The 18,867-nt window shown below is 57.5% G+C and carries 18 protein-coding genes; 9 read left to right on the top strand and 9 right to left on the bottom strand.

All coding sequences use genetic code 11. The features are described from left to right. The first annotated feature begins 80 nt into the window (after window positions 1–80). Together CA264_RS12260 and CA264_RS12255 are read left to right on the top strand one after the other, a co-directional pair. Window positions 81–1,388: a hypothetical protein gene (locus CA264_RS12260; RefSeq protein WP_025607527.1), complete on the top strand. Its 1,308-nt coding sequence runs from the start codon at window positions 81–83 to the stop codon at window positions 1,386–1,388. Window positions 1,389–1,546: 158 nt separating this feature from the next. Then, window positions 1,547–2,023, top strand: a complete 477-nt coding sequence (locus tag CA264_RS12255) for a Dps family protein (RefSeq protein ID WP_025607525.1) — start codon at window positions 1,547–1,549, stop codon at window positions 2,021–2,023. Window positions 2,024–2,089: 66 nt separating this feature from the next. Here CA264_RS12255 and CA264_RS12250 read toward each other — a convergent pair whose 3' ends face one another. The 3 genes from CA264_RS12250 to CA264_RS12240 all read right to left on the bottom strand — a co-directional run bounded on the left by CA264_RS12250 (window position 2,090) and on the right by CA264_RS12240 (window position 5,413). After that, on the bottom strand, window positions 2,090–3,847 hold the full coding sequence (locus CA264_RS12250; protein ID WP_025607523.1) for a M14 family metallopeptidase: 1,758 nt from the start codon (window positions 3,845–3,847) through the stop codon (window positions 2,090–2,092). A gap of 467 nt (window positions 3,848–4,314) precedes the next feature. Next, on the bottom strand, window positions 4,315–4,767 hold the full coding sequence (locus tag CA264_RS12245) for a DoxX family protein (protein WP_025607521.1): 453 nt from the start codon (window positions 4,765–4,767) through the stop codon (window positions 4,315–4,317). Window positions 4,768–4,807: 40 nt separating this feature from the next. Then, window positions 4,808–5,413, bottom strand: coding sequence for a hypothetical protein (locus tag CA264_RS12240; protein WP_025607519.1), 606 nt, complete (start codon window positions 5,411–5,413; stop codon window positions 4,808–4,810). A 121-nt stretch (window positions 5,414–5,534) separates the two neighbouring features. Between CA264_RS12240 and surE the strand changes: the two genes are divergently transcribed. Beyond that, window positions 5,535–6,311 carry a 5'/3'-nucleotidase SurE gene (gene surE, locus CA264_RS12235; protein ID WP_025607518.1) on the top strand — a complete coding sequence of 259 codons (777 nt, stop codon included), beginning with the start codon at window positions 5,535–5,537 and terminating at the stop codon, window positions 6,309–6,311. Window positions 6,312–6,389: 78 nt separating this feature from the next. Here the strand turns inward: surE and CA264_RS12230 are convergent, their stop codons facing one another. The 6 genes from CA264_RS12230 to CA264_RS12205 form a co-directional block, all read right to left on the bottom strand. Further along, a complete protein-coding gene (locus CA264_RS12230; RefSeq protein ID WP_025607516.1) occupies window positions 6,390–7,088 on the bottom strand; it encodes an energy transducer TonB in 699 nt (232 codons plus the stop codon). Between the two features lie 123 nt (window positions 7,089–7,211). Beyond that, a complete protein-coding gene (locus tag CA264_RS22015; RefSeq protein ID WP_237151216.1) occupies window positions 7,212–7,484 on the bottom strand; it encodes an energy transducer TonB in 273 nt (90 codons plus the stop codon). Beyond that, on the bottom strand, window positions 7,394–8,488 hold the full coding sequence (locus CA264_RS12220) for a TonB family protein (protein ID WP_025607514.1): 1,095 nt from the start codon (window positions 8,486–8,488) through the stop codon (window positions 7,394–7,396). The genes CA264_RS22015 and CA264_RS12220 overlap by 91 nt, the downstream gene beginning before the upstream one ends. A gap of 97 nt (window positions 8,489–8,585) precedes the next feature. After that, window positions 8,586–9,896 (bottom strand): M56 family metallopeptidase, encoded by a 1,311-nt coding sequence (locus CA264_RS12215; RefSeq protein WP_025607512.1) that lies wholly within the window; start codon window positions 9,894–9,896, stop codon window positions 8,586–8,588. Continuing rightward, complete coding sequence (locus tag CA264_RS12210) at window positions 9,880–10,278, bottom strand: BlaI/MecI/CopY family transcriptional regulator (RefSeq protein WP_025607511.1); 399 nt, start codon at window positions 10,276–10,278, stop codon at window positions 9,880–9,882. The genes CA264_RS12215 and CA264_RS12210 overlap by 17 nt, the downstream gene beginning before the upstream one ends. A 315-nt stretch (window positions 10,279–10,593) precedes the next feature. Further along, window positions 10,594–11,178 carry a histidine phosphatase family protein gene (locus CA264_RS12205; RefSeq protein ID WP_025607509.1) on the bottom strand — a complete coding sequence of 195 codons (585 nt, stop codon included), beginning with the start codon at window positions 11,176–11,178 and terminating at the stop codon, window positions 10,594–10,596. Window positions 11,179–11,537: 359 nt separating this feature from the next. Here CA264_RS12205 and CA264_RS12200 point away from each other — a divergent pair, with 359 nt between their 5' ends. From CA264_RS12200 to CA264_RS12175, 6 genes are all read left to right on the top strand, one after another. Beyond that, complete coding sequence (locus tag CA264_RS12200; protein ID WP_025607508.1) at window positions 11,538–12,242, top strand: SDR family oxidoreductase; 705 nt, start codon at window positions 11,538–11,540, stop codon at window positions 12,240–12,242. An 83-nt stretch (window positions 12,243–12,325) separates the two neighbouring features. Next, window positions 12,326–13,444, top strand: coding sequence for an NAD-dependent epimerase/dehydratase family protein (locus CA264_RS12195; RefSeq protein ID WP_025607506.1), 1,119 nt, complete (start codon window positions 12,326–12,328; stop codon window positions 13,442–13,444). Window positions 13,445–13,481: 37 nt separating this feature from the next. Continuing rightward, window positions 13,482–15,542 carry an SDR family NAD(P)-dependent oxidoreductase gene (locus CA264_RS12190; RefSeq protein ID WP_025607504.1) on the top strand — a complete coding sequence of 687 codons (2,061 nt, stop codon included), beginning with the start codon at window positions 13,482–13,484 and terminating at the stop codon, window positions 15,540–15,542. A gap of 3 nt (window positions 15,543–15,545) precedes the next feature. Continuing rightward, window positions 15,546–16,556: an MDR/zinc-dependent alcohol dehydrogenase-like family protein gene (locus CA264_RS12185; protein ID WP_211233396.1), complete on the top strand. Its 1,011-nt coding sequence runs from the start codon at window positions 15,546–15,548 to the stop codon at window positions 16,554–16,556. Window positions 16,557–16,560: 4 nt separating this feature from the next. Continuing rightward, the gene (locus CA264_RS12180) at window positions 16,561–17,607 is read left to right on the top strand and encodes a Gfo/Idh/MocA family protein (RefSeq protein ID WP_025607502.1); all 1,047 of its coding nucleotides are present in this window, start codon (window positions 16,561–16,563) and stop codon (window positions 17,605–17,607) included. A gap of 35 nt (window positions 17,608–17,642) precedes the next feature. After that, window positions 17,643–18,713 (top strand): glycosyltransferase, encoded by a 1,071-nt coding sequence (locus tag CA264_RS12175; RefSeq protein ID WP_025607500.1) that lies wholly within the window; start codon window positions 17,643–17,645, stop codon window positions 18,711–18,713. The last annotated feature ends 154 nt before the right edge of the window (window positions 18,714–18,867 follow it).

Raw genomic sequence — 18,867 nt, 5'->3', positions numbered from 1 at the left:
TACTGCCTTTATTTCTTTTCTTCCTGTTAAAGGAAGCTTAACTTGAGTGGTGGAACCATACTTATACTTTGTTACCTACTATGAAAAAAGCACTACTACTGCTGCTGGCGGTTTGTTTCTGGGCCTGTACCTCCACCAAAGAAACGGAGCAGGCGGCCCTGCCGATGGATGAACTGGCGGAGCGTTACGTAAAAACCTTGTTGAAGCTGGGCCAGTACGACAGCGATATCGTGGACGCTTACTACGGCCCGGAGGAATGGAAGCCAACGGGTGAGCCGGCCGATTCGCTTCCGGGCAGGGAGTTCCTGGCCGAGCTGCGCCTGATACAGGGCAACCTGCAGGCCCAGCAAACGGATACCCTGACGGCGCTTGAAAAAAGAAGGTTGGCGATGTTCCAGAAGCAGGTGCTGGCCGCCATCACCAAGGTGGAGATGATGCAGGGCAAGGAGTTCCCGTTTGATGAGGAGGCCAGGCTGCTGTACGATGCCACGCCACCGCATTACGAGCAGGCGTACTTCGATTCGCTTTTAGCGGCCATAGATACCGAGCTGCCGGGCAAAGGCAGCGTGCCGGAGCGCTGGGCAGCCTACCAGGCAAAATTCGAAATCCCGAAAGAGAAGCTGGACACTGTTTTCCAGGCCGCCATCACCGAGGCCAGAAACAGAACCAAAGCCCACTACGACCTGCCCCAGAACGAGAACTTCAAGGTGGAGTTCGTAACCGATAAACCGTGGTCTGGCTACAACTATTTCCAGGGCAACGGCTACAGCCTTATCCAGATCAACACTGATTTCCCGATCTACATTGAGCGCGCCATAGACCTGGCCGGCCACGAAGGGTATCCGGGGCACCACGTGTTTAACGTGCTGCTGGAGCAGCACCTGGTAAACGAGAGAGGCTGGAAGGAATACGCCATTTACCCGCTGTTCAGCCCTCAGTCGCTGATTGCGGAAGGCAGCGCCAACTATGGCGTAAAGGTGGCTTTCCCGGCTGAGGAACGCCTGGCCTTTGAGCAGCAGGTACTGTTCCCGCTGGCTGGCCTGGATGCGTCGGAAGCGGCGCGCTACTACGGCATCCTGGGTAAAATAAGCAAGCTTGACTTTGCCGGCAATGAGGCCGCCCGGCGCTACCTGAACGGCGAGATCAGCCGGGAGGAAGCGGCAGAATGGCTCGTGAAGTATAACTTTTATGAGAAAGGCAAGGCTTTGCAACGCACCCGCTTTATAGACCGTTACAGAAGCTACGTGATTAACTACAACCTGGGGCAGGAACTGGTGCGGCAGTATGTGGAGGCAAACGGCGGCACGGCCGACAAGCCGGAAAAGCGCTGGGAGGTGTTCGGCCAACTGCTGTCTACCCCCAACACGGCCTCTATGCTACAGGAATAAAGCGGCTATACTTTTTACGGGAGCCGCCCCTGCACACAACCGCTGCCACAGACGTAGGTAATAAGGCGGCCAGGCATGACGAATGTCATTGGCCGTGTGGCCGCAACAGGCTACTTTCACGAGAGAACTTTGTTTCACCTATAAAGACCACATCAACAATGGCAACCAAAAACATGATTGGCATAGACGCCGGTAAGGCACAGCAGCTGGCAGACAAACTGAACACGTTGCTGGCTAACTATCAGCTGTTTTATATTAATGCAAGAGGCTTCCACTGGAACATCTCGGGGAATAAGTTCTTTGAGCTGCACGCTAAGTTTGAGGAGCTCTACGACGATGCGATCCTGAAGATTGATGAGATCGCAGAGCGTATCCTGACGCTGGGCCACACGCCTTACCATTCTTTTTCTACCTACCTGGAGAAATCCTCCATCAAGGAGGTAGACAACGTTTCGGATGGCAACCAGGCGGTGCAGGAGGTCCTGAACGGCTTTAAAGTGCTGATTGAGTCGGAGCGTGAGCTGCTGGCTCTGTCCGCCGACGCCGACGACGAAGGCACCAATGCGCTGATGAGCGACTACATCCGGGAGCAGGAGAAGCTGGTTTGGATGTACTCTGCTTACCTGAGGCGCTAAGGGGCAGTTTAGACTTGCACCGAAACGAAAAAGCCACCCCGCGGGGTGGCTTTTGTACTTTATGCGTTACAGCGGCAGCTTTACATCCTGCATCAGCCTGCCCACCGGGTACATGGTGTGGGTGTACTCGTAGTGCGGCGTGTTGCGGTACACGAAGTCCAGCTGGGCACGGGCACTCTTGGCGAACTCAGGGTCCTGTTTTTTGCGCGCCTCCAGCCGCTTGCGCAGTTCCGGGTCCTGCCGGAGGTACTCGGCAGCCAGGTCCTCGAAAACATAGCTGGAGAAGTACTCCTTCTGCATCAGAATACTGTCGAAGAAGTTCCAGTTAAAGTAGGAGTCCACGCCCTGCGGCTCCAGCGTTTCCACCAGAAAGCGGTTAGCCGGCTGGTTCAGGTACACAACGTAGTCGCCCTTGAAGAACTGGCGCGGCATGCGCCTGGTGTCTACCTGCACACCGTGGTGCAGGTAGTGGCCCTCGTACGGGCGCTCAAGGGTTTTATAGTCGGCAATGTAGTAGGTGTCCAGGGTGATGGTGGTGTCGCGCTGCAGCTGCTGTAGCTGCACCTTGTTGGTCTTCAGGCGCTCAATCACCTCACGCCAGGCCTGCGGAATAATGTAGGCCACCGGCTTTGCCACGGTTACGGTAGGGGTAAACTCGTCGTAGTAGTTCAGCATGGATTTGTACGGGGACTTGCGGTCGTAGTACAGGCGCTCCAGCCCGCTTACCTCGCTCGGTTTGTACTTGGCCTCGTAGCCCAGGAACGGAATCTTCGTAACCTTGGTCGTGTCCAGTTTCCAGTCGAGCGGGAATTTCTCCTGCGTGAGCGTTTCCTGCTTTGCCTGCTGGCGGAGTTTGCCTATTTCGTCGGCATCGCGGTGCACCGTCCCGATCATGTGCTCCATCAGCTTGTAAGTGGCCTGCACGCGCTGGTTAAACGGCTTCAGCATGTGGGTCTCGGGCACAAAGCCGATGGTGTTGTAGAGGGCCGTGTAGCCTGTGGCATAGCGCGGCGACTCCATGAAGCCAATAATGCCCTCGTCCGGTGTGTCGCCGGCGTGGTTCATGTAGGGCACCATCGGAAACTTGTCCTGCTTCATGCCCGCGTACAGCGCCGGCACCATTTTGCCGCTCAGGTACTCTGCCAGGGTCGGGTTGAGCTTGTTGTGCTGCGTGGCAATGAGCGTCATCACGTGCTGGTAATCGGCCCCGTTGGAGGTGTGGTTGTCCATGAACACGTCCGGGTCCCACTCCCGGAAGATCTGGTGAAAGGTCTGGGCGTTGCGCGAGTCGGTTTTAATGAAGTCGCGGTTCAGGTCCAGGTTGCGGGCATTGCCGCGGAAGCCGTAGCTCTCGGGCCCGTTCTGGTTGGTGCGGGTATGGCTGTTGCGGTTAAGGGCGCCGCCGATGTTATAGACCGGGATGATGGCCAGCACCACGTTGTCGAGCTGCTTGCGCCGCTTTTTGTCCTGCAGGTAGTCGCGCACGAGCATCATGGTGGCGTCTATGCCCTCCGGCTCGCCCGGGTGAATGCCGTTTTGGATAAGCAGGACGCGCTTGTTTTTCCGGTGGATAGAGGCCGGGTCAAAGTCTTTGTCTGTTGATACCACCACCAGGTGCAGGGGGCGGCCCACGTCGGTTGAGCCGTAGGGCATCATCTTCACTTCGTCGTAGGCCTCGTCCAGTTTCTGGTACCACTGGATCGCCTCATCATAGGTGGCCGTCTGGTTGCCGTTGCCTTGCTCGTAAGGGGTTTTCAGGTTGGGCTTACCCTGAGCAGGGCCACCCACCGATAGCATCGCGGCAAGTAGTAAGGTGCTTAACATGGTTTTGTTTCAGGTGATAGTGAACAGCAATGATAAGAATTTCTGAGGGGAAATAGTAGTTTGTTGGCAGAAGAGGGGGATAGGCCTGTCCAAAAGAGCCGCGTGGGCGGAGCAGGCCGGGCAGGAGTAAGGCAGAACTGGTGAAGGCTGAAAGTAGCCCAGCGAGGTACAACCAGCCGCCTCAGGTTAGCACCTTGTTACCGTTTGTTGCAGAAGGGGCTCGGGCCACAGTTCCGGAGGGTAAGCATAGCCAGAGCAAAACAGCCCAGAAGCGCTGTCAGGTATGTTTCCTGTACTTGTTGTCGTTATACTTTGACGGTCCAGGGCCACCATACAAGTGGCGTCAGGAATCAGCTTAACCCGGCCAGGCCACTAGCAGAATTGCCTTTGGAGTAGGTAAGCACCGGCGGCTACTAAGCCTATGAGCGGGGCTGCAGCGTGATGTTAGAAGGCGCTTCGGTACAACGCTACGCAAAGTACTTACGGGTTCTTCTGCCCTTGTCTTTCGGGAACACTTTGCTGTCGAGGCTGTACTTGCCGGGGCCGATGAAGAGCAGCGAGAGGAACAGGATAGCCGCCTCCAGGGCATGTGAATACCCGCCGAAGCCGTCGCCGGCGACCATGTGCTTTGTGGTGGCTACCAGCATGGTGAGCAGCAGCAGGATGCAGGCCGGGCGGAAAAAGAAGCCAAGCAGGATCAGGAAGCCGCCTACCGCCTCGGCAAAGCCAGCCATAAAGCCCCAGAACACCGGTGCAAACCCAATCCCGAAAACCCCCATGCTGTTGCCTATTGCCTCCCATCGCGCGGGGCCGCCTGCAAGTTTTGGCCAGCCGTGCAGTATAAACATGATACCGATGCCCACACGGAGCAACAACAATCCGAAGTTCCTGAGTTTGTAACCTGAGCGAAGTATAGCCATAGAGACAAGTATACGAAGAAGCTGCTAGTATAGCAATAGGCTAATATACTAAGATTTCTTTCACAACGGTGTTGGCAGGTAGGGTAGCGGCTGTAAAGTCTGGCAGTTTTCCGGAGGGGAGCTGGCTCTTGTCCAGCACGAAGCTCATGCCGGTTTCCGGGGCCAGGGCTACCAGGTTGCCCTCCTCAAAAGTGACGCTCCGGATGTTATAGGCCTGCTGCAGCTCACTGAACTTAGAGCCTACGCCTATGCCCTTTGCAGTTTTGAAGTCGGAGCCGAGCACCCTAATGCGCCATACGTGGCACGCGGTATCACAGCGTTGCTCTACCAGCAGGCCCTTGGGCTCGCCTTCTGGCCGGAGCACATAGGCCGTACTCTGCATCCCTTCCTGCATCAGGGTGGTGTCGGTCAGGGTGAGGCCCGCCGCGGGGTGCTCGCGCAGCTGCTCTACCGGGGTGCCCAGGCGCACGCTGCCCACATGGCCCCGCGCTATCACAAAAGTAGCAGGTGCCGCCGGGGCTGCGGGCGTGTCTAAACTGGTTTCTTCCGCGGGGGCGCTGGAGGTGGCGGGCTCTTTATCCTGTTGCGAAAGACAAGCCGCCATACTCACTCCCAGCAGCACCGCATAGATAATATTCTTCAACATGATGGCCTTGTCTCGTGATGTTATTTTAACTTTAAACCTTGATGTGCAGGAGCAGGTTGTAGTATATTAGCACGTAAATCGATTTAATTTATTTTGTCATACACCAACTAAAAATATCAAAATGGCTAAACCATTAATCTTGGTCTCCAACGACGATGGCATCACGGCACCGGGCATCAGAACGCTGGTGCGCGTGGCTATGCGGGTGGGAGAGGTTGTAGTAGTAGCACCGGACGGGCCACAGTCAGGCATGGGGCATGCCATTACCATCGGCAACACGCTGCGCCTGGACAAATCCATAGCCTTAGAGGACCTGGGCGTGGAGGCCTACGAGTGCTCCGGCACGCCGGCCGACTGCGTGAAGCTGGCCAAGCACCATGTGCTCCGCGAGCGTACGCCGGACCTGGTGGTGAGCGGTATCAACCACGGCTCCAACTCCAGCATCAGCGTGCTTTACTCGGGCACGATGTCGGCGGCCATCGAGGCGGCTATCGAGGGCCTGCCAGCCATTGGCTTCTCGCTCTGCGACTACGGCCACGAAGCGGATTTCTCACATACCGAGGAATTTGTAGAGAAGATCATCCGGCAGGCTGTTGAACACGGGATACCGGACAATACGGCGCTGAACGTTAACTTCCCGAAGAAAGGCGATGAGCCCATTAAAGGCATCAAGGTTTGCCGCCAGGCGCACGCCAAGTGGCAGGAGGAGTTTGATGAGCGCCTGGACCCGCACAACCGCAAGTACTTCTGGATGACGGGCAGCTTCGTGAACTTCGACAAGGGCGAGGATACCGATGAGTGGGCGCTGGTGAACAACTATATTTCGGTGGTGCCCTGCCAGTTCGACATGACGGCCCACCACGCGATCGGCATGATCAACGAAAACTGGGAGTTCTAAAGCCGCTTGGTTGTAAAGTATAAACGGCCCTGCTGCTCTTGTGCAGCAGGGCCGTTTTTGCATCAGGGTAGTATAAAGCTAGAAGAAAACCGGCATGTTGTACTGCACCTTTACGCGCTTCCCATCTTTTACCGCAGGAAGCCACTGGCCGTCCGTAAGTTTCGCCAGCCTGAGCGCTTCCTGGTCCAGGGCAGGCTCCACGCCACTCCTGACCTGGTAGTCACTTAGTGAGCCATCTTCATTGATCACGAAAGAAACCACCACTGTGCCATACTTGGTGCCTTTGCGGGGGTATCTGGCATGTTGTTTCATGAACGCTTTAAACGCCGCAACACCACCTTTGTACTCAGGCATGGTTTCGGGCGCACTGCCGTCTGGCCTGGGCTGGCCAAACTTAACCGGCAGCGTAAACCGGACCGGCACCGGCTTGCCGTCTTTCATTCCCGGTTTCCAGTGGCCGCCCATTGCTTTTACGGCGTTTACACAGGCGGCATCCAGCGCTGGGGTTAGGCCCTTTACGACCTCTACCGCATCTATGCCGCCTTCCTGATCTATAACAAAGCGAAGCACCACCATCCCCTCCGGCTGTGCATTGGAGTAGGTGATCTGTGCGTTGATAAACTGCATCATCGCGCCTGTGCCGCCCTCGTAGGCTGGCATTTGCTCCAGGTAAGTGTAGATTTGCTCAGAGTCTTGCCCGGGGCTTTCCTGGGCGAGGGCAGGTGTGGCTGCTAGGGCCGCCAGGAGTAAGGCAGCAGAAAGGAGTTTGTGTTTCATAGCGGGTAAAAATTATTTTCAGCCTAAAGATAGTATAAAGCAGATGTTCTGCCAAACACAGCTTTAGCGCTGCTTTGTTACCACCACGTCGGCTGCTACTTTTCTTCCTGCCAGAGATCGGTTCTACCTGTTCTTTGTGATGATGACATCGGCAGCCAAACGCTCTTTAGTGCCTGCCGCCTGGTTGCTGCCTTTGGCTATAAACCGGAACACCATGAAATTTAGCGTGGTGACCGGTTTGCCGTCCTTGTAGCCGGGTTGCCACATGTTGCTGCTTAGCTCCACCACCCGCAGTACCTCATCTTTCAGCACCTGGCCCATGCTTGTGCCAACCGACGGTTTTCCGGTGCTGCCGTCTTCATGAACAACAAAGGAAGCGGTAACGTCTCCTTCCAGCGATGTGTCGGGGTAGCGGATGTTTTTGGCAAAGAACTTCTTGGTGGCATTTCGCCGCCTTTGAAGGCAGGCCTTTGGTCCAGCTTGAAGGGCGGAACCACGCTTTCCGGGTTCAACTCCTTTGCGTTGGCTGCCTGTGTAGGGCTTTCCTGCCGCGTGTGCGAGCTGTTCCTTGTTTCTCCCAAACCTTCTACTGCCGAGCCTGAAAACTGCACCGGCAGGTACATCTCGGCGGCGACAGGAGCTCCGTTCCGGGTGGCGGGCTGCCATTGGCCGGAGGTGGTTTTAACGGCTTCGGCTGCGGCCTCGGCCAGTTTCGCCAGGATGGTTTTGTTCTGCAGGTTAAAGGTGGAGGCGTCCATATAATCCAGCTCGGAGCCAGGGCCCACGGTTTTCTTTAGCTTGGTGTGCTCCAGGCGTATGTCCGACACGCTGCCGTCTTTCTCCACGGTGAACTTCACCACTACCCGGGCGCTCAGGTGCTCCTTTTTCGCCTCCTGTGGCATCTTCAGGTTTTGGCTGATGGTGCGCAGCAACGCTTCCTGGCCCCCCTTAAACTGCGGCTGCCGGCCTGCTGAGCTATTTTCTTTTTTAACCGCATACCGGATAGGCAGCGTGTACCGCACAGGCACAGGCTTGCCGCCCTGCTTGCCGGGCTGCCATTGGCCGTTCATCAGCTTAACGACCCGGATGGCCTCCGCGTCGGTGCTTGGTGTCAGGCTTTTGACGAGCTTCACATCTGTAAGCGAGCCGTCCTGCTCCACCACGAAGCTCAGCACCACCAGCCCTTCTACGCCGGCCTGTTTGGCGTCTTCGGGGTAGCGGATATTCTCCCCCAGGAAACGAAGCATCTCGTTGTCGCCTCCCGTAAACGAGGGCATCTGCTCCACATACGTGTAGGGGTTCTCTGTTGACTGGGCCAGGGCGGCTGGGGCCGTAGCCAGGGTGGCGAAGCCAAACAGGGCTGCGGCGGCGAATTGCGAAAGAAGGTTAATTTTTTTCATCTGCGTGTCATTTATTTATACTTGGAAAAAGGCAATAGCTATCCTGTATCAGCCCAAAGCAGGCTGAAAAAAGGAAAAAACAAGGATGAACGGTGTATTATCTGATGGCGAAGCGGACCGGGATGGTGTAGCGTACCGGCACTGGCTGGTTGTTCTGCCTGCCCGGGCTCCACTTGCCGTCCATTCGTTTCACGACGCGCATAGCTTCGGCATCTATACTTGGCGATACCCCCTTAACCAGTTGAAAGTCATAGAGCGAGCCGTCCTGCTCCACCACGAAGCTCAGCACCACCAGCCCTTCTACGCCGGCCTGCTTGGCGTCTTCGGGGTAGCGGATGTTGGTACCGAGGAACTTCAGGAGTGCTGTATCCCCGCCTTCGAACGAGGGCATCTGCTCCACATAGGTATAGGGCTGGTCTTTGGCTGTTTCCTCCGAGGGCTGGGCTTCATCTGCGGCAGCTTCTGTAACCGCTGGTTTAACGGCTGTGCGTAAAGGTTGGCTTTGCATGGCGGCGGGCAGTGCCGCAGCCTGTTGCCGTGCCAGCATAAAGGCAAGGCCGCCAAGTAACGGCAGCACCAGCAGCGGGCGTATCCAGCTTGGTTTCTGCCCCTGGCGCTGCAGCATGTGCAGGCGCTTAAGCACCTGCGGCCTGGTAAAGTGGCTGCCCACCGGGAGCCCCATCGTAAGCAGTGCCTCCCGCGACAGCAGCGATGTATACTGCTGTGTTTGGTGCTCCTCCACCACAGCGGCATCGGCCTGGTACTCATGCACGTCGCGCAGCTCCTGCTTCAGTAGCCAGAGCGCAGGGTGGAACCACAGAACGGCGGAGAGCAGCTCGTAAAAGAGCACGTCCCAGGTATGGCCAAACTGTACGTGCGCCATCTCGTGCGCCAGTACCTGCTGCTGCTCTTGCTGGCTGAGTTGCGCCTGCTGTTTGCTCAGAAAAATACTGCTGCCGAAGGCGAAAGCAGGGTAGTGGGTGTGCAGTTGGTACACTTGTGCAGGTACCGCTGCCGGCACGGGGGTAGCGGCCGACTTCATTTGCCGGATCTGCCACAGCTGCCGCCCTAGCTTGGCAACAATCAGCAGTACGCCGGCCAGGTACAAGCCTGCAAGCACAGTGCTAACAGCGAAAGCTGTTCCCGGTGCTGCATTATCGGGGCGGCGGGCTGTCACCATAACCTCCCCGAGCCGCACTGCCTCCAGTGTCTGGGTAACGGCGGCCTCCGGGGCAAGTAGGGCGGGCCATGTGACAAGGGGCAGCAGCAGCGCGATGAGGGGCGCTGAGAGCAGGTAAGCCCGGTTGAAGGCAAAATTGTTCTGCCGGCGCAGCAGCGCGAAATAGAACAGGTACAGCGCCAGTAGCCCGATACCGACTTTAACGGTGTAGTTAAGTAGTGCTTCCATTGCTGTCTTTGTTTTGGTCCTGGTCCAGGTCCTGTTTTACATGGCGCATCAGCTCGTCCAGCTCCCGTACGTCCAGGTTGTTGTCCTTTGCAAAGAAAGAGACAAGCCGCTCGAACGACCCGCCGAAATAGCCGCGCATAAAGCTCTTCAGGAAGAAGCTCTTGTACTTGTCCTGCGCCACCAGCGGGTAGTACTGGTGCGATTTTCCGAAGGCCTCATGGCCCACGAAGCCCTTGTTCTCAAGGATGCGCACAATGGTGGAGACGGTGTTATAGGCCGGCTTTGGCTCCGGCAGCTCCTCCAGAATGTCTCGCACAAATGCCTGTTTCAGCTTCCACAGCACCTGCATGATTTCCTCTTCGGCCTTGGTTAGTTCTTTCATGTGAAGTATAAACGACTGTTAATCTGTTTCTAAATGTATAACTATTTACTTAGTTTTAAAACTAAATGTTTAGTTTATTTTTGGACAAAACTAAAGACTGCCAGCCGCAGCGCCTGCAGAAGCCGGTTTCCAGGCGGCGGTTTTAATGTGATCAGCCTTCTTTTTGCGTTGGCTGCCCCTGGCTTGCCTCGTGTTCTTTTACGGGGATGGGGCAGGAGGTGCTGTTGTTGGCAGCCAGGGGCTCTGTGCCTGCACCTGCGCCACAGCCTGTAAGCGGGAGGGGGTCTGCAACCCCCGGGCACGCTGCTGCCGGAGCTACTCCTGGCTAAGGACTTGCACAGAAAGAAAACCGTGGCCGCCTTTGCTGCTTTCCTGCCAGCCCAGGGCCTTCAGCTCACGGCGAATAAAGTTGTTGAGCAGGCCGTGTGCCACGAGTACGGTGGTGTGGTGCTCCTGGGCATCCTGGGCGAGTACCTCTGCAGCCCGGCGCGCGCGGGTGCGGGCTTGCCTGAACGTCTCAATGCCGCGGCTGTTCAGGCCCAGGAACCAAAGCAGGCGCGCGCTCAGCAACCAGAGCCTGATAGGCAGGCGCAGGAGGGGCAGGGTGAAGATGCGGCGCTCAAACTCCCGAAAGGTAGGGTCCACCCGAAGCTCTGCCTGCTCCCCGAAAATAGCCTTGGCCGTTAGCTGGGAGCGCACCAGTGTGCTGCAGTACACCTTCTCGACCGCTTGGTAGGGAATGCCCTCGTGCGCCATCACAAACTCCTCCACCTGGGCCGCATCGTAGTCCGAAATATACTGGCGGGCAGCCGCCGCATCAAAAAGCCCTTTCCGCGACACCCTGGGGCGGGCGTGGCGGATGAGGAAGATGCGTTTGGCGGTGGTGGGGGCTGTGTCCAAGTCGAGGTTGCTGTTGGCGATGTTGTGGCATACCTCCTAACGGCCGCTGTGGTTACAGGGGCTGTAGGGACGGGAGCACCCGCCGCCGCTTGTGGCCCCTAGGTTACGCGCACTTGCGCCACAGCCCCTGTCGGTTACTCTGCTGCTGCTCCTGTCACTGCAGTGCAACGAAAGGGGCCATTCTTTGGGGGGGAGGAAAGTGCAAAATCGGCGTAGGCGAACGCAAAAGCATGAATTAGACAGATTTTATATAGCCCTTTTTCAGCATCTACAACCCTATTTGCCTCTCCTACGTTCAACCTAACAGTTTAACAATTGGCTATATTCTATATAAGGAGGAAAAAGGTTTAAAGAAGAACGTGCAGTATCTGAAAGGCAAAAAGGCAGTAGTGAGTGGTGGAGGTTCTGGCATAGGCAGGGCCATCGTGGAGAAACTGTCTGCGGCCCAGGTTGCTACTGCGGCAGCAGATGTGCACTTCCCAACTGATTTCCCCTCCAGCACCCACCCATTTACATGCGATGTAACCAGCGGCGCCGCCGTGGATTCGCTTTTTGCCGATGTGCAGCAGCAACTGGGCACACCCGACATCCTGGTTTGCAGCGCGGGCCAGGGCGTACACGAGAAGCTTACCGAGGGTGACCCGGAGAAGTGGCAGCACATCATAAACACCAACCTCATGGGAACCCTGCGCATGATCCGCGCTTTTGTGCCAGCCATGCAGGCCGCGGGCACGGGCGATGTCGTGCTGGTGTCGTCGGTATCGGCGGGCCAGGCTTACCCTTACGGAGGCGTGTACGCGGCGACGAAGAGCGCACTGCAGGTTGTCGCAGAAACGCTGCGGCAGGAACTACTGCCCGCAGTACGCGTAACGGTAGTTGCCCCGGGCGTAACCGACACCGCTTTTTTCGGAAACACCCTTTCCGGCTCCCAGACGGTGGAGAGCATTGGCTACGGCGCCTTAACGGCCGGCCAGGTGGCCGATGCCGTGCTGTACGCGCTGGACAAGCCTCCGGAGGTATCCATCAACCAGATTACCCTAAGGCCGACGGCGCAGGGGTTTTAACCCGCTGTGCGCTCACGCCTAAACATAGGATCATATGATCCGGCACGATCAAACGAAACAGGTAATAGACTTAAAACTGAACTATGGAGAACAAAGTTTTGATAACAGGAGGAGCCGGCTTTATCGGCTCACATCTAGCAGACGAGCTGTTGCAGCATGGCTATGCCGTAAGAGCTTTGGATAACCTGAGCGAGCAGGTGCACGGCAAAGACTGCCAGCGCCCGGAGTACCTCCACCAGGACGTGGAGCTGATGATAGGCGATGTGCGCAACCCCGAGGATGTGGCCCGCGCCCTGGAGGGCGTTGACTATGTGTTCCACTTTGCGGCCATGGTGGGCGTGGGGCAGAGCATGTACGAGCTGAAAGAATACACGGATGTCAACAACATCGGAACGGCTGTCCTGCTGGAGGCCTTGATAAAGAAGCCCGTGAAAAAGCTGGTGGTTGCCAGCAGCATGAGCATTTACGGGGAAGGCATGTATAAAAGCCCTGCGGGCGAACTGACGGCTGGCCACGAGCGCTCGCTCGACCAGCTGAAGGCAGCAGACTGGGAGCTGCGCAACCAGGCAGGAGAGCAGCTGCAGCCGGTGCCTACCTCGGAGGGCAAAACACCTTCGCTTTCCTCGGTGTACGCCCTGTCTAAGTACGACCAGGAGCGCCTTTGCCTGATGGTGGGCCGCGCCTACAACATCCCGACAGTGGCGATGCGCTTCTTTAACGTGTACGGCACACGGCAGGCGCTTTCGAACCCCTACACGGGCGTGCTGGCCATCTTCGCCTCGCGTCTTCTAAACAACAACTCTCCTATGATCTTCGAGGACGGCTATCAGCAGCGCGACTTCGTACACGTGCGTGACGTGGCACTGGCCTGCCGCCTGGCGATGGAGAAAGAGGAGGCCACCGGCAAAGTCTTTAACGTAGGCAGCGGTAACAACTATACCATCCGCGAGATTGGCGAGCGCCTGGCGACGGTCATGGACAAGAAGCACCTGACCCCGGAGATCACCGGCAAGTACAGGGTAGGCGACATCCGCCACTGCTATGCAGACATCTCGCTGGCCAAAGAGGTCCTCGGCTTCTACCCTCAGGTAGAGTTCAATGCCGGGTTAGAGGAGCTGGCGAACTGGCTGGAGGGGCAGATTGCCTACGACCGGGTGAGCGAGGCCAGTGCCGAACTGGCTGCACGCGGGCTAACGGTTTAAGCCCCGCAGAATTCTATCATTAAAGTATCTGATGAGTATGAGCAAAGATATAGCTAAAAGTAAAGAGGCAACACTCCCCATCGTAGGCCTGGTAGAGTGGTTCCGGCCCGGCGAGTATGAGCACGTAAAGCAGACCCTGGCCGACCTGAAAGAGCTGGGCGTAACGGAGCTGCGCACCGGCGTGTCGTGGGCCGACTACTACAGCCCGGAAGGTAAAGGCTGGTACGATTGGCTGATCCCGACGCTGGCCAAGGAGGTAAACGTACTTCCCTGCTTTTTATACACACCGCCAAGTATAGCGGAGCGGCCCCGCACCTCCTCTCCCCCAAAAGACAAAAAGGCCTATGCCGATTTCCTGGATGTGTTTATCGCAGACCATGGGAAGCACTTTGAGTGGGTGGAGCTTTGGAATGAGCCCAACAACACCGTAGAGTATGACTTTACGCACGACTACGGCTGGCACAAGTTTGCCGAAATGGTTGGCGGCGCGGCGCACTGGTGCCAGAAGCTGGGTAAGAAAACCCTGTTGGGGGGCATGAGCCCGGTAGACCCGAACTGGCTGCAAACCATGTTCGACCGCGGCGTAATGCAGTACATCGATGCGGTGGGCATACACGGCTTCCCGCACGTGTTCGACCAGATGTGGGACGGATGGGAAGACACTATCAACTCAGTGCGTGAAGTGCTGGACAGAAACGGCAGCAAAGCGGAACTGTGGATCACAGAGGCCGGCTTCTCTACCTGGCAGCACGACGAGTACAAGCAGCTGGAGGAGTTTAAGCTGGCGCTGCAGGCGGATGCCAGCCGTTTGTACTGGTACGGGGTAAAAGACCTGGATGCCAGCCTGCCGACGGTAGCCGGCTTCCACCTCGACGACCGCGAGTACTACTTCGGCCTGAAGCGCGCCGACGGCACCAGCAAGCTGCTGTTCAGGCTGTGGGCCAAGCACGGCATCGAAAAGCTGCGCGAGCTGAGCTACATCAAACGCACGGTAGACGCTAGCCAGGAGCCGTACGCGCTGATTACCGGGGGGGCAGGCTTTGTGGGCACGAACCTGGCCAAGCGCCTGCTCGAGCAGGGTAAGCGCGTGATGGTGTTCGACAGCCTTAGCCGCGACGGTGTGGAGCAAAACCTGCAGTGGCTGCACGACACCTACGGCGACAGGCTGGAGGTATACGTCGGCGACATCCGGGACCTGCAGACGGTGCGCCATGTGATGAAGCGTGCCGAGCAGGTGTTCCACTTTGCGGCGCAGGTTGCCGTAACCACCTCGCTGGACCTGCCAATAAATGACTTTGAGATCAATGCCCGCGGCATTATCAATGTGCTGGAGGCGATCCGGGAGCAGGATAACCCGCCGCCGCTGGTGTTTACCTCCACTAACAAAGTATACGGAGGGCTAGAGGACCTGAAGTTCATCTCTAACGGTTCCCGCTACTACCCGGCGGAGGCAGAAATCAAGAAGTACGGTATATCCGAAGCGCGCCACCTGGACTTCCACAGCCCTTACGGCTGTTCCAAGGGCGCCGCTGACCAGTACGTGATCGACTATGCCCGCACCTATAACCTGCCGATGGCGGTGTTCCGCATGAGTTGCATTTACGGCCCGCACCAGTACGGCAACGAGGACCAGGGCTGGGTGGCGCACTTTGCCATCAGGGCCATTGAGGGAGAGCAGGTGAACATCTACGGAGACGGCAAGCAAGTGCGCGACATCCTCTTTGTAGAGGACCTGGTGGATGCGTTCCTGCTGGCGCAGCAGCACATGGACCAAGTGTCGGGCCAAGCCTTTAACATTGGCGGCGGGCCTGAGAACACCGTGAGCCTGCTGGAGCTGCTCAAAACCATCGGGCGCTACCGCGGAGAGGAAATCCCGCTTAAGTTCGGGGAGTGGCGCCCGGGCGACCAGCACTACTATGTGTCCGACACGCGCAAGTTCCAGAAAGCCACCGGCTGGTACCCGAAGCACAACGTGCAGGAGGGAGTGGCCAAGCTGTACCAGTGGCTGTGCGAGAACCGCGGCTACAAAGTGCCGATGACACTCACTGCCACCTTGAAAAATGACGAAGAACCTGTTAAGAAAGTAGCAGTTGCTTAACTTATGCAAGACACACTGACAAACGAACAAAGCGCTGTAGCAGACACCCGGGCTACAGCCATGAATGCCGCCGTGATCACGGCACCGAAACAAGTAGAAGTAAAAGAAGTCGCCTTGCCTGAGCCAAGCGCCGGGCAGGTGCGCATCCGGCTGCAGGGCTGTGGCCTTTGCGCCTCCAACATTCCTGTGTGGGAGGGCCGCGAGTGGTTCAGCTACCCGGTGGAGGCAGGCAACCCCGGCCACGAAGGCTGGGGCCTGGTGGACGCCGTGGGCGACGGGGTGACGGCCGTGAAGGTAGGCGACCGTGTGGCGGCGCTGTCCTACAACGCGTATGCCGAGTACGACCTGGCGGATGCCGACAAGGTGGTGAAGCTGCCCGAGTCCCTGGCCGGCAAGCCTTTCCCGGGCGAGCCCCTGGGCTGCGCCATGAACATCTTTCAGCGCAGCGACATCCGGGCGGGCCAGACCGTAGCCATACTTGGCGTGGGGTTCCTGGGCGCACTGCTGGTGCAGCTGGCGAAAAACGCCGGTGCCAGGGTTATCGCGGTGTCGCAGAGGGAGTTCTCGCTGCAGATGGCAAAGGAGTGTGGCGCCGACGAAGTCATCCGGATGGACGATCACTATAAAATTATAGAAAAAGTTAAAGAACTGACCAACGGAAACTTCTGCGAACGCGTAGTAGAGTGCACCGGAAAAGAATGGCCGCTGAACCTGGCCGGCGAGCTGGCCGCTGAGCGCGGCAGGCTCATAATCGCCGGTTTTCACCAGGACGGCATGCGCCAGGTGAACATTCAGCTCTGGAACTGGCGCGGACTCGACGTAATCAACGCACACGAGCGTGACCCACAGGAATACATTAAAGGTATAAAAGCAGCCGTTTCGGCCGTGGAGGACGGGAGAATCAACCCTGAGCCGCTCTACACGCATACCTACACATTAGGCAACATAGCGAAAGCTTTTGACAACCTCACAAACCGCCCGGACGGTTTTGTTAAAGCCCTTATAACTTACTAGACCCATGCAAGAAACCACAATCGACAAAGCAGAAGCCCTTTCAGCATCTTCTTCTTTAGCCGGAGGTAAGCCAAAGCTTGGCTTTTTAGGCGTAGGCTGGATCGGCCGCAACCGTATGGAAGTGATCGCAAAGCACGAGGCCGGCGAGGTGTCCTACATCGCCGACACCGCTGCCCAGAATGCGGAGGAGGCCCTGAAGAGCGCCCCCGAAGCAGCGCAGGTGCACTCGCTGGAGGCCATGCTGCACCAGCCGGAGGTGGATGCCATTGTGATCGCTACACCGAGCGCATTTCATGCCGAGCAGAGCACGCTGGCCTTGGAGGCCGGTAAGGCTGTCTTCTGCCAAAAGCCGCTGGGCCGCAACGTGGAGGAAACGAAGCGCGTGGTGGAGGCAGCCCGAAAGAGCAACAAGCTGCTGGGCGTAGACCTGTCGTACCGCTTCACGGAGGCGATGCAGCACGTGTACAAGGTAGTGCAGAGCGGGGAGCTGGGGCAGATCTATGCCATCGAACTGGTGTTCCACAACGCCTATGGCCCCGACAAGGCCTGGTTCTACGAGCCCAAGCTGTCCGGCGGCGGCTGTGTGATCGACCTGGGCGTACACCTGGTGGACCTGGCGCTTTGGAGCATGGGTTTCCCGCAGGTGAAGCAGGTGCAGAGCCACCTGTTCGCAAAGGGCAAGCCCATTAGTATGGCAGAGGGCAAGGTGGAAGACTACGCCTCGGCCAACATTGAGCTGGAAGGCAACACGCACATGCAGCTAAGCTGCTCCTGGAACCTGCCGGCCGGGCAGGAGGCCATCATCAGCGCCACCTTCTACGGCACCAACGGCGGCGTGGCTTTCAAAAACGTGAACGGCTCTTTCTACGACTTTGTGGCGGAGCGCTATTACGGCACTAAAACAGAGCGGCTCTGCTCACCGCCAGACGACTGGATGGGACGTGCCGGCGTGGCCTGGGCAGAGCGCCTGGCGAAGGGCGAGGGCTTTAACGAGGAAGCAGATGAGTTTGTGAAAGTAGCAGAGGTATTGGATAAAATTTACGGAAGATAAGACATATGGAAGCACATCATCCTTCAAAAATATTAATGACGGCAGACACTGTAGGCGGTGTTTGGAACTATTCGCTGGAGCTGGTACAGGCGCTGGCTCCCTTTAAAACACAGGTCGCCCTGGCCACCATGGGGGCCCCGCTCACGGAGGAGCAGCGCAGGCAGGCCGGTGAGATCGACAACCTGACCATCTACGAAAGCAACTATAAGCTGGAGTGGATGGAGAACCCCTGGGAGGACGTGGAGAAAGCCGGGGAGTGGCTGCTGAAACTGAAGGATGAAGTACAACCTGACCTGGTGCACCTGAACGGCCTGGTGCACGGGAGCCTGGATTTTGGCGTGCCAACCCTGGCGGTCGTGCATTCCTGCGTGCTGTCGTGGTGGAAAGCCGTGAAGGAGGAAGAAGCTCCCCAGGAGTGGGATAAGTACAAGGAGATGGTAACCAAAGGCCTGCAGTCGGCGGATGTGGTGGTGGCGCCAACACAGGCGATGCTGCACCAGGCCGAGCAGCTGTACGGCCCGTTCAAGAGCAGCGTGGTGGTGTACAACGGCCGCGGCCAGCACTTCTACCAGTTCGGTAAAAAGGAGCCGTTTGTGTTCAGCATGGGCCGTGTGTGGGATGAGGCCAAGAACATCTCGACGCTGGCCCACATCGCCTCTGACCTGCAGTGGCCTGTATACATTGCCGGCGATGCCAAGCACCCGGCCACAGGCAAAGAGGTGGAGCTGGAGAATGTGCACTTCCTGGGGCAGCTGCCGGAGAAAGAGGTGCAGGACTGGCTCTCCAGGGCGTCTGTTTACGCCTTGCCTGCCAAGTATGAGCCGTTTGGCCTGACCGTGCTGGAGGCCGCCATGTCGGGCTGTGCCCTGGTGGTGGGCAAAGCCGAGAGCCAGGCCGAGATTTGGGGCAACGCCGCCAAGTATGTTAACCCGAACGATGCCGATGAACTGCGCGATACGATTAACAGCCTGATTGAGGACGAGTTCGCCCGCAACATTATGGCCATGCGCGCCATCAAGCGCTCCCACGGCTACACTGCCGACCCCATGGGCCAGGATTACGACCACATCTACCGCCAGATGCTGAAGCAAGCGGTTGCAGTTTAATTTTGAATAGTTGAATAGCTGAATTTTGAATAGGGAATGAATAACCATGTGTAACGCTTCTCTTTTGTCATCCTGAAAGGATCTTGGCTGCATACTAAACTGCCACTGAACCTGGCCACTAAGATTCTTCCAGAATGATAGAAAGGGGGCATCT

Source organism: Pontibacter actiniarum, assembly GCF_003585765.1.
GTDB classification, from domain to species: Bacteria; Bacteroidota; Bacteroidia; order Cytophagales; family Hymenobacteraceae; genus Pontibacter; species Pontibacter actiniarum.
This window is presented reverse-complemented; position numbering and strand designations above follow the sequence as displayed.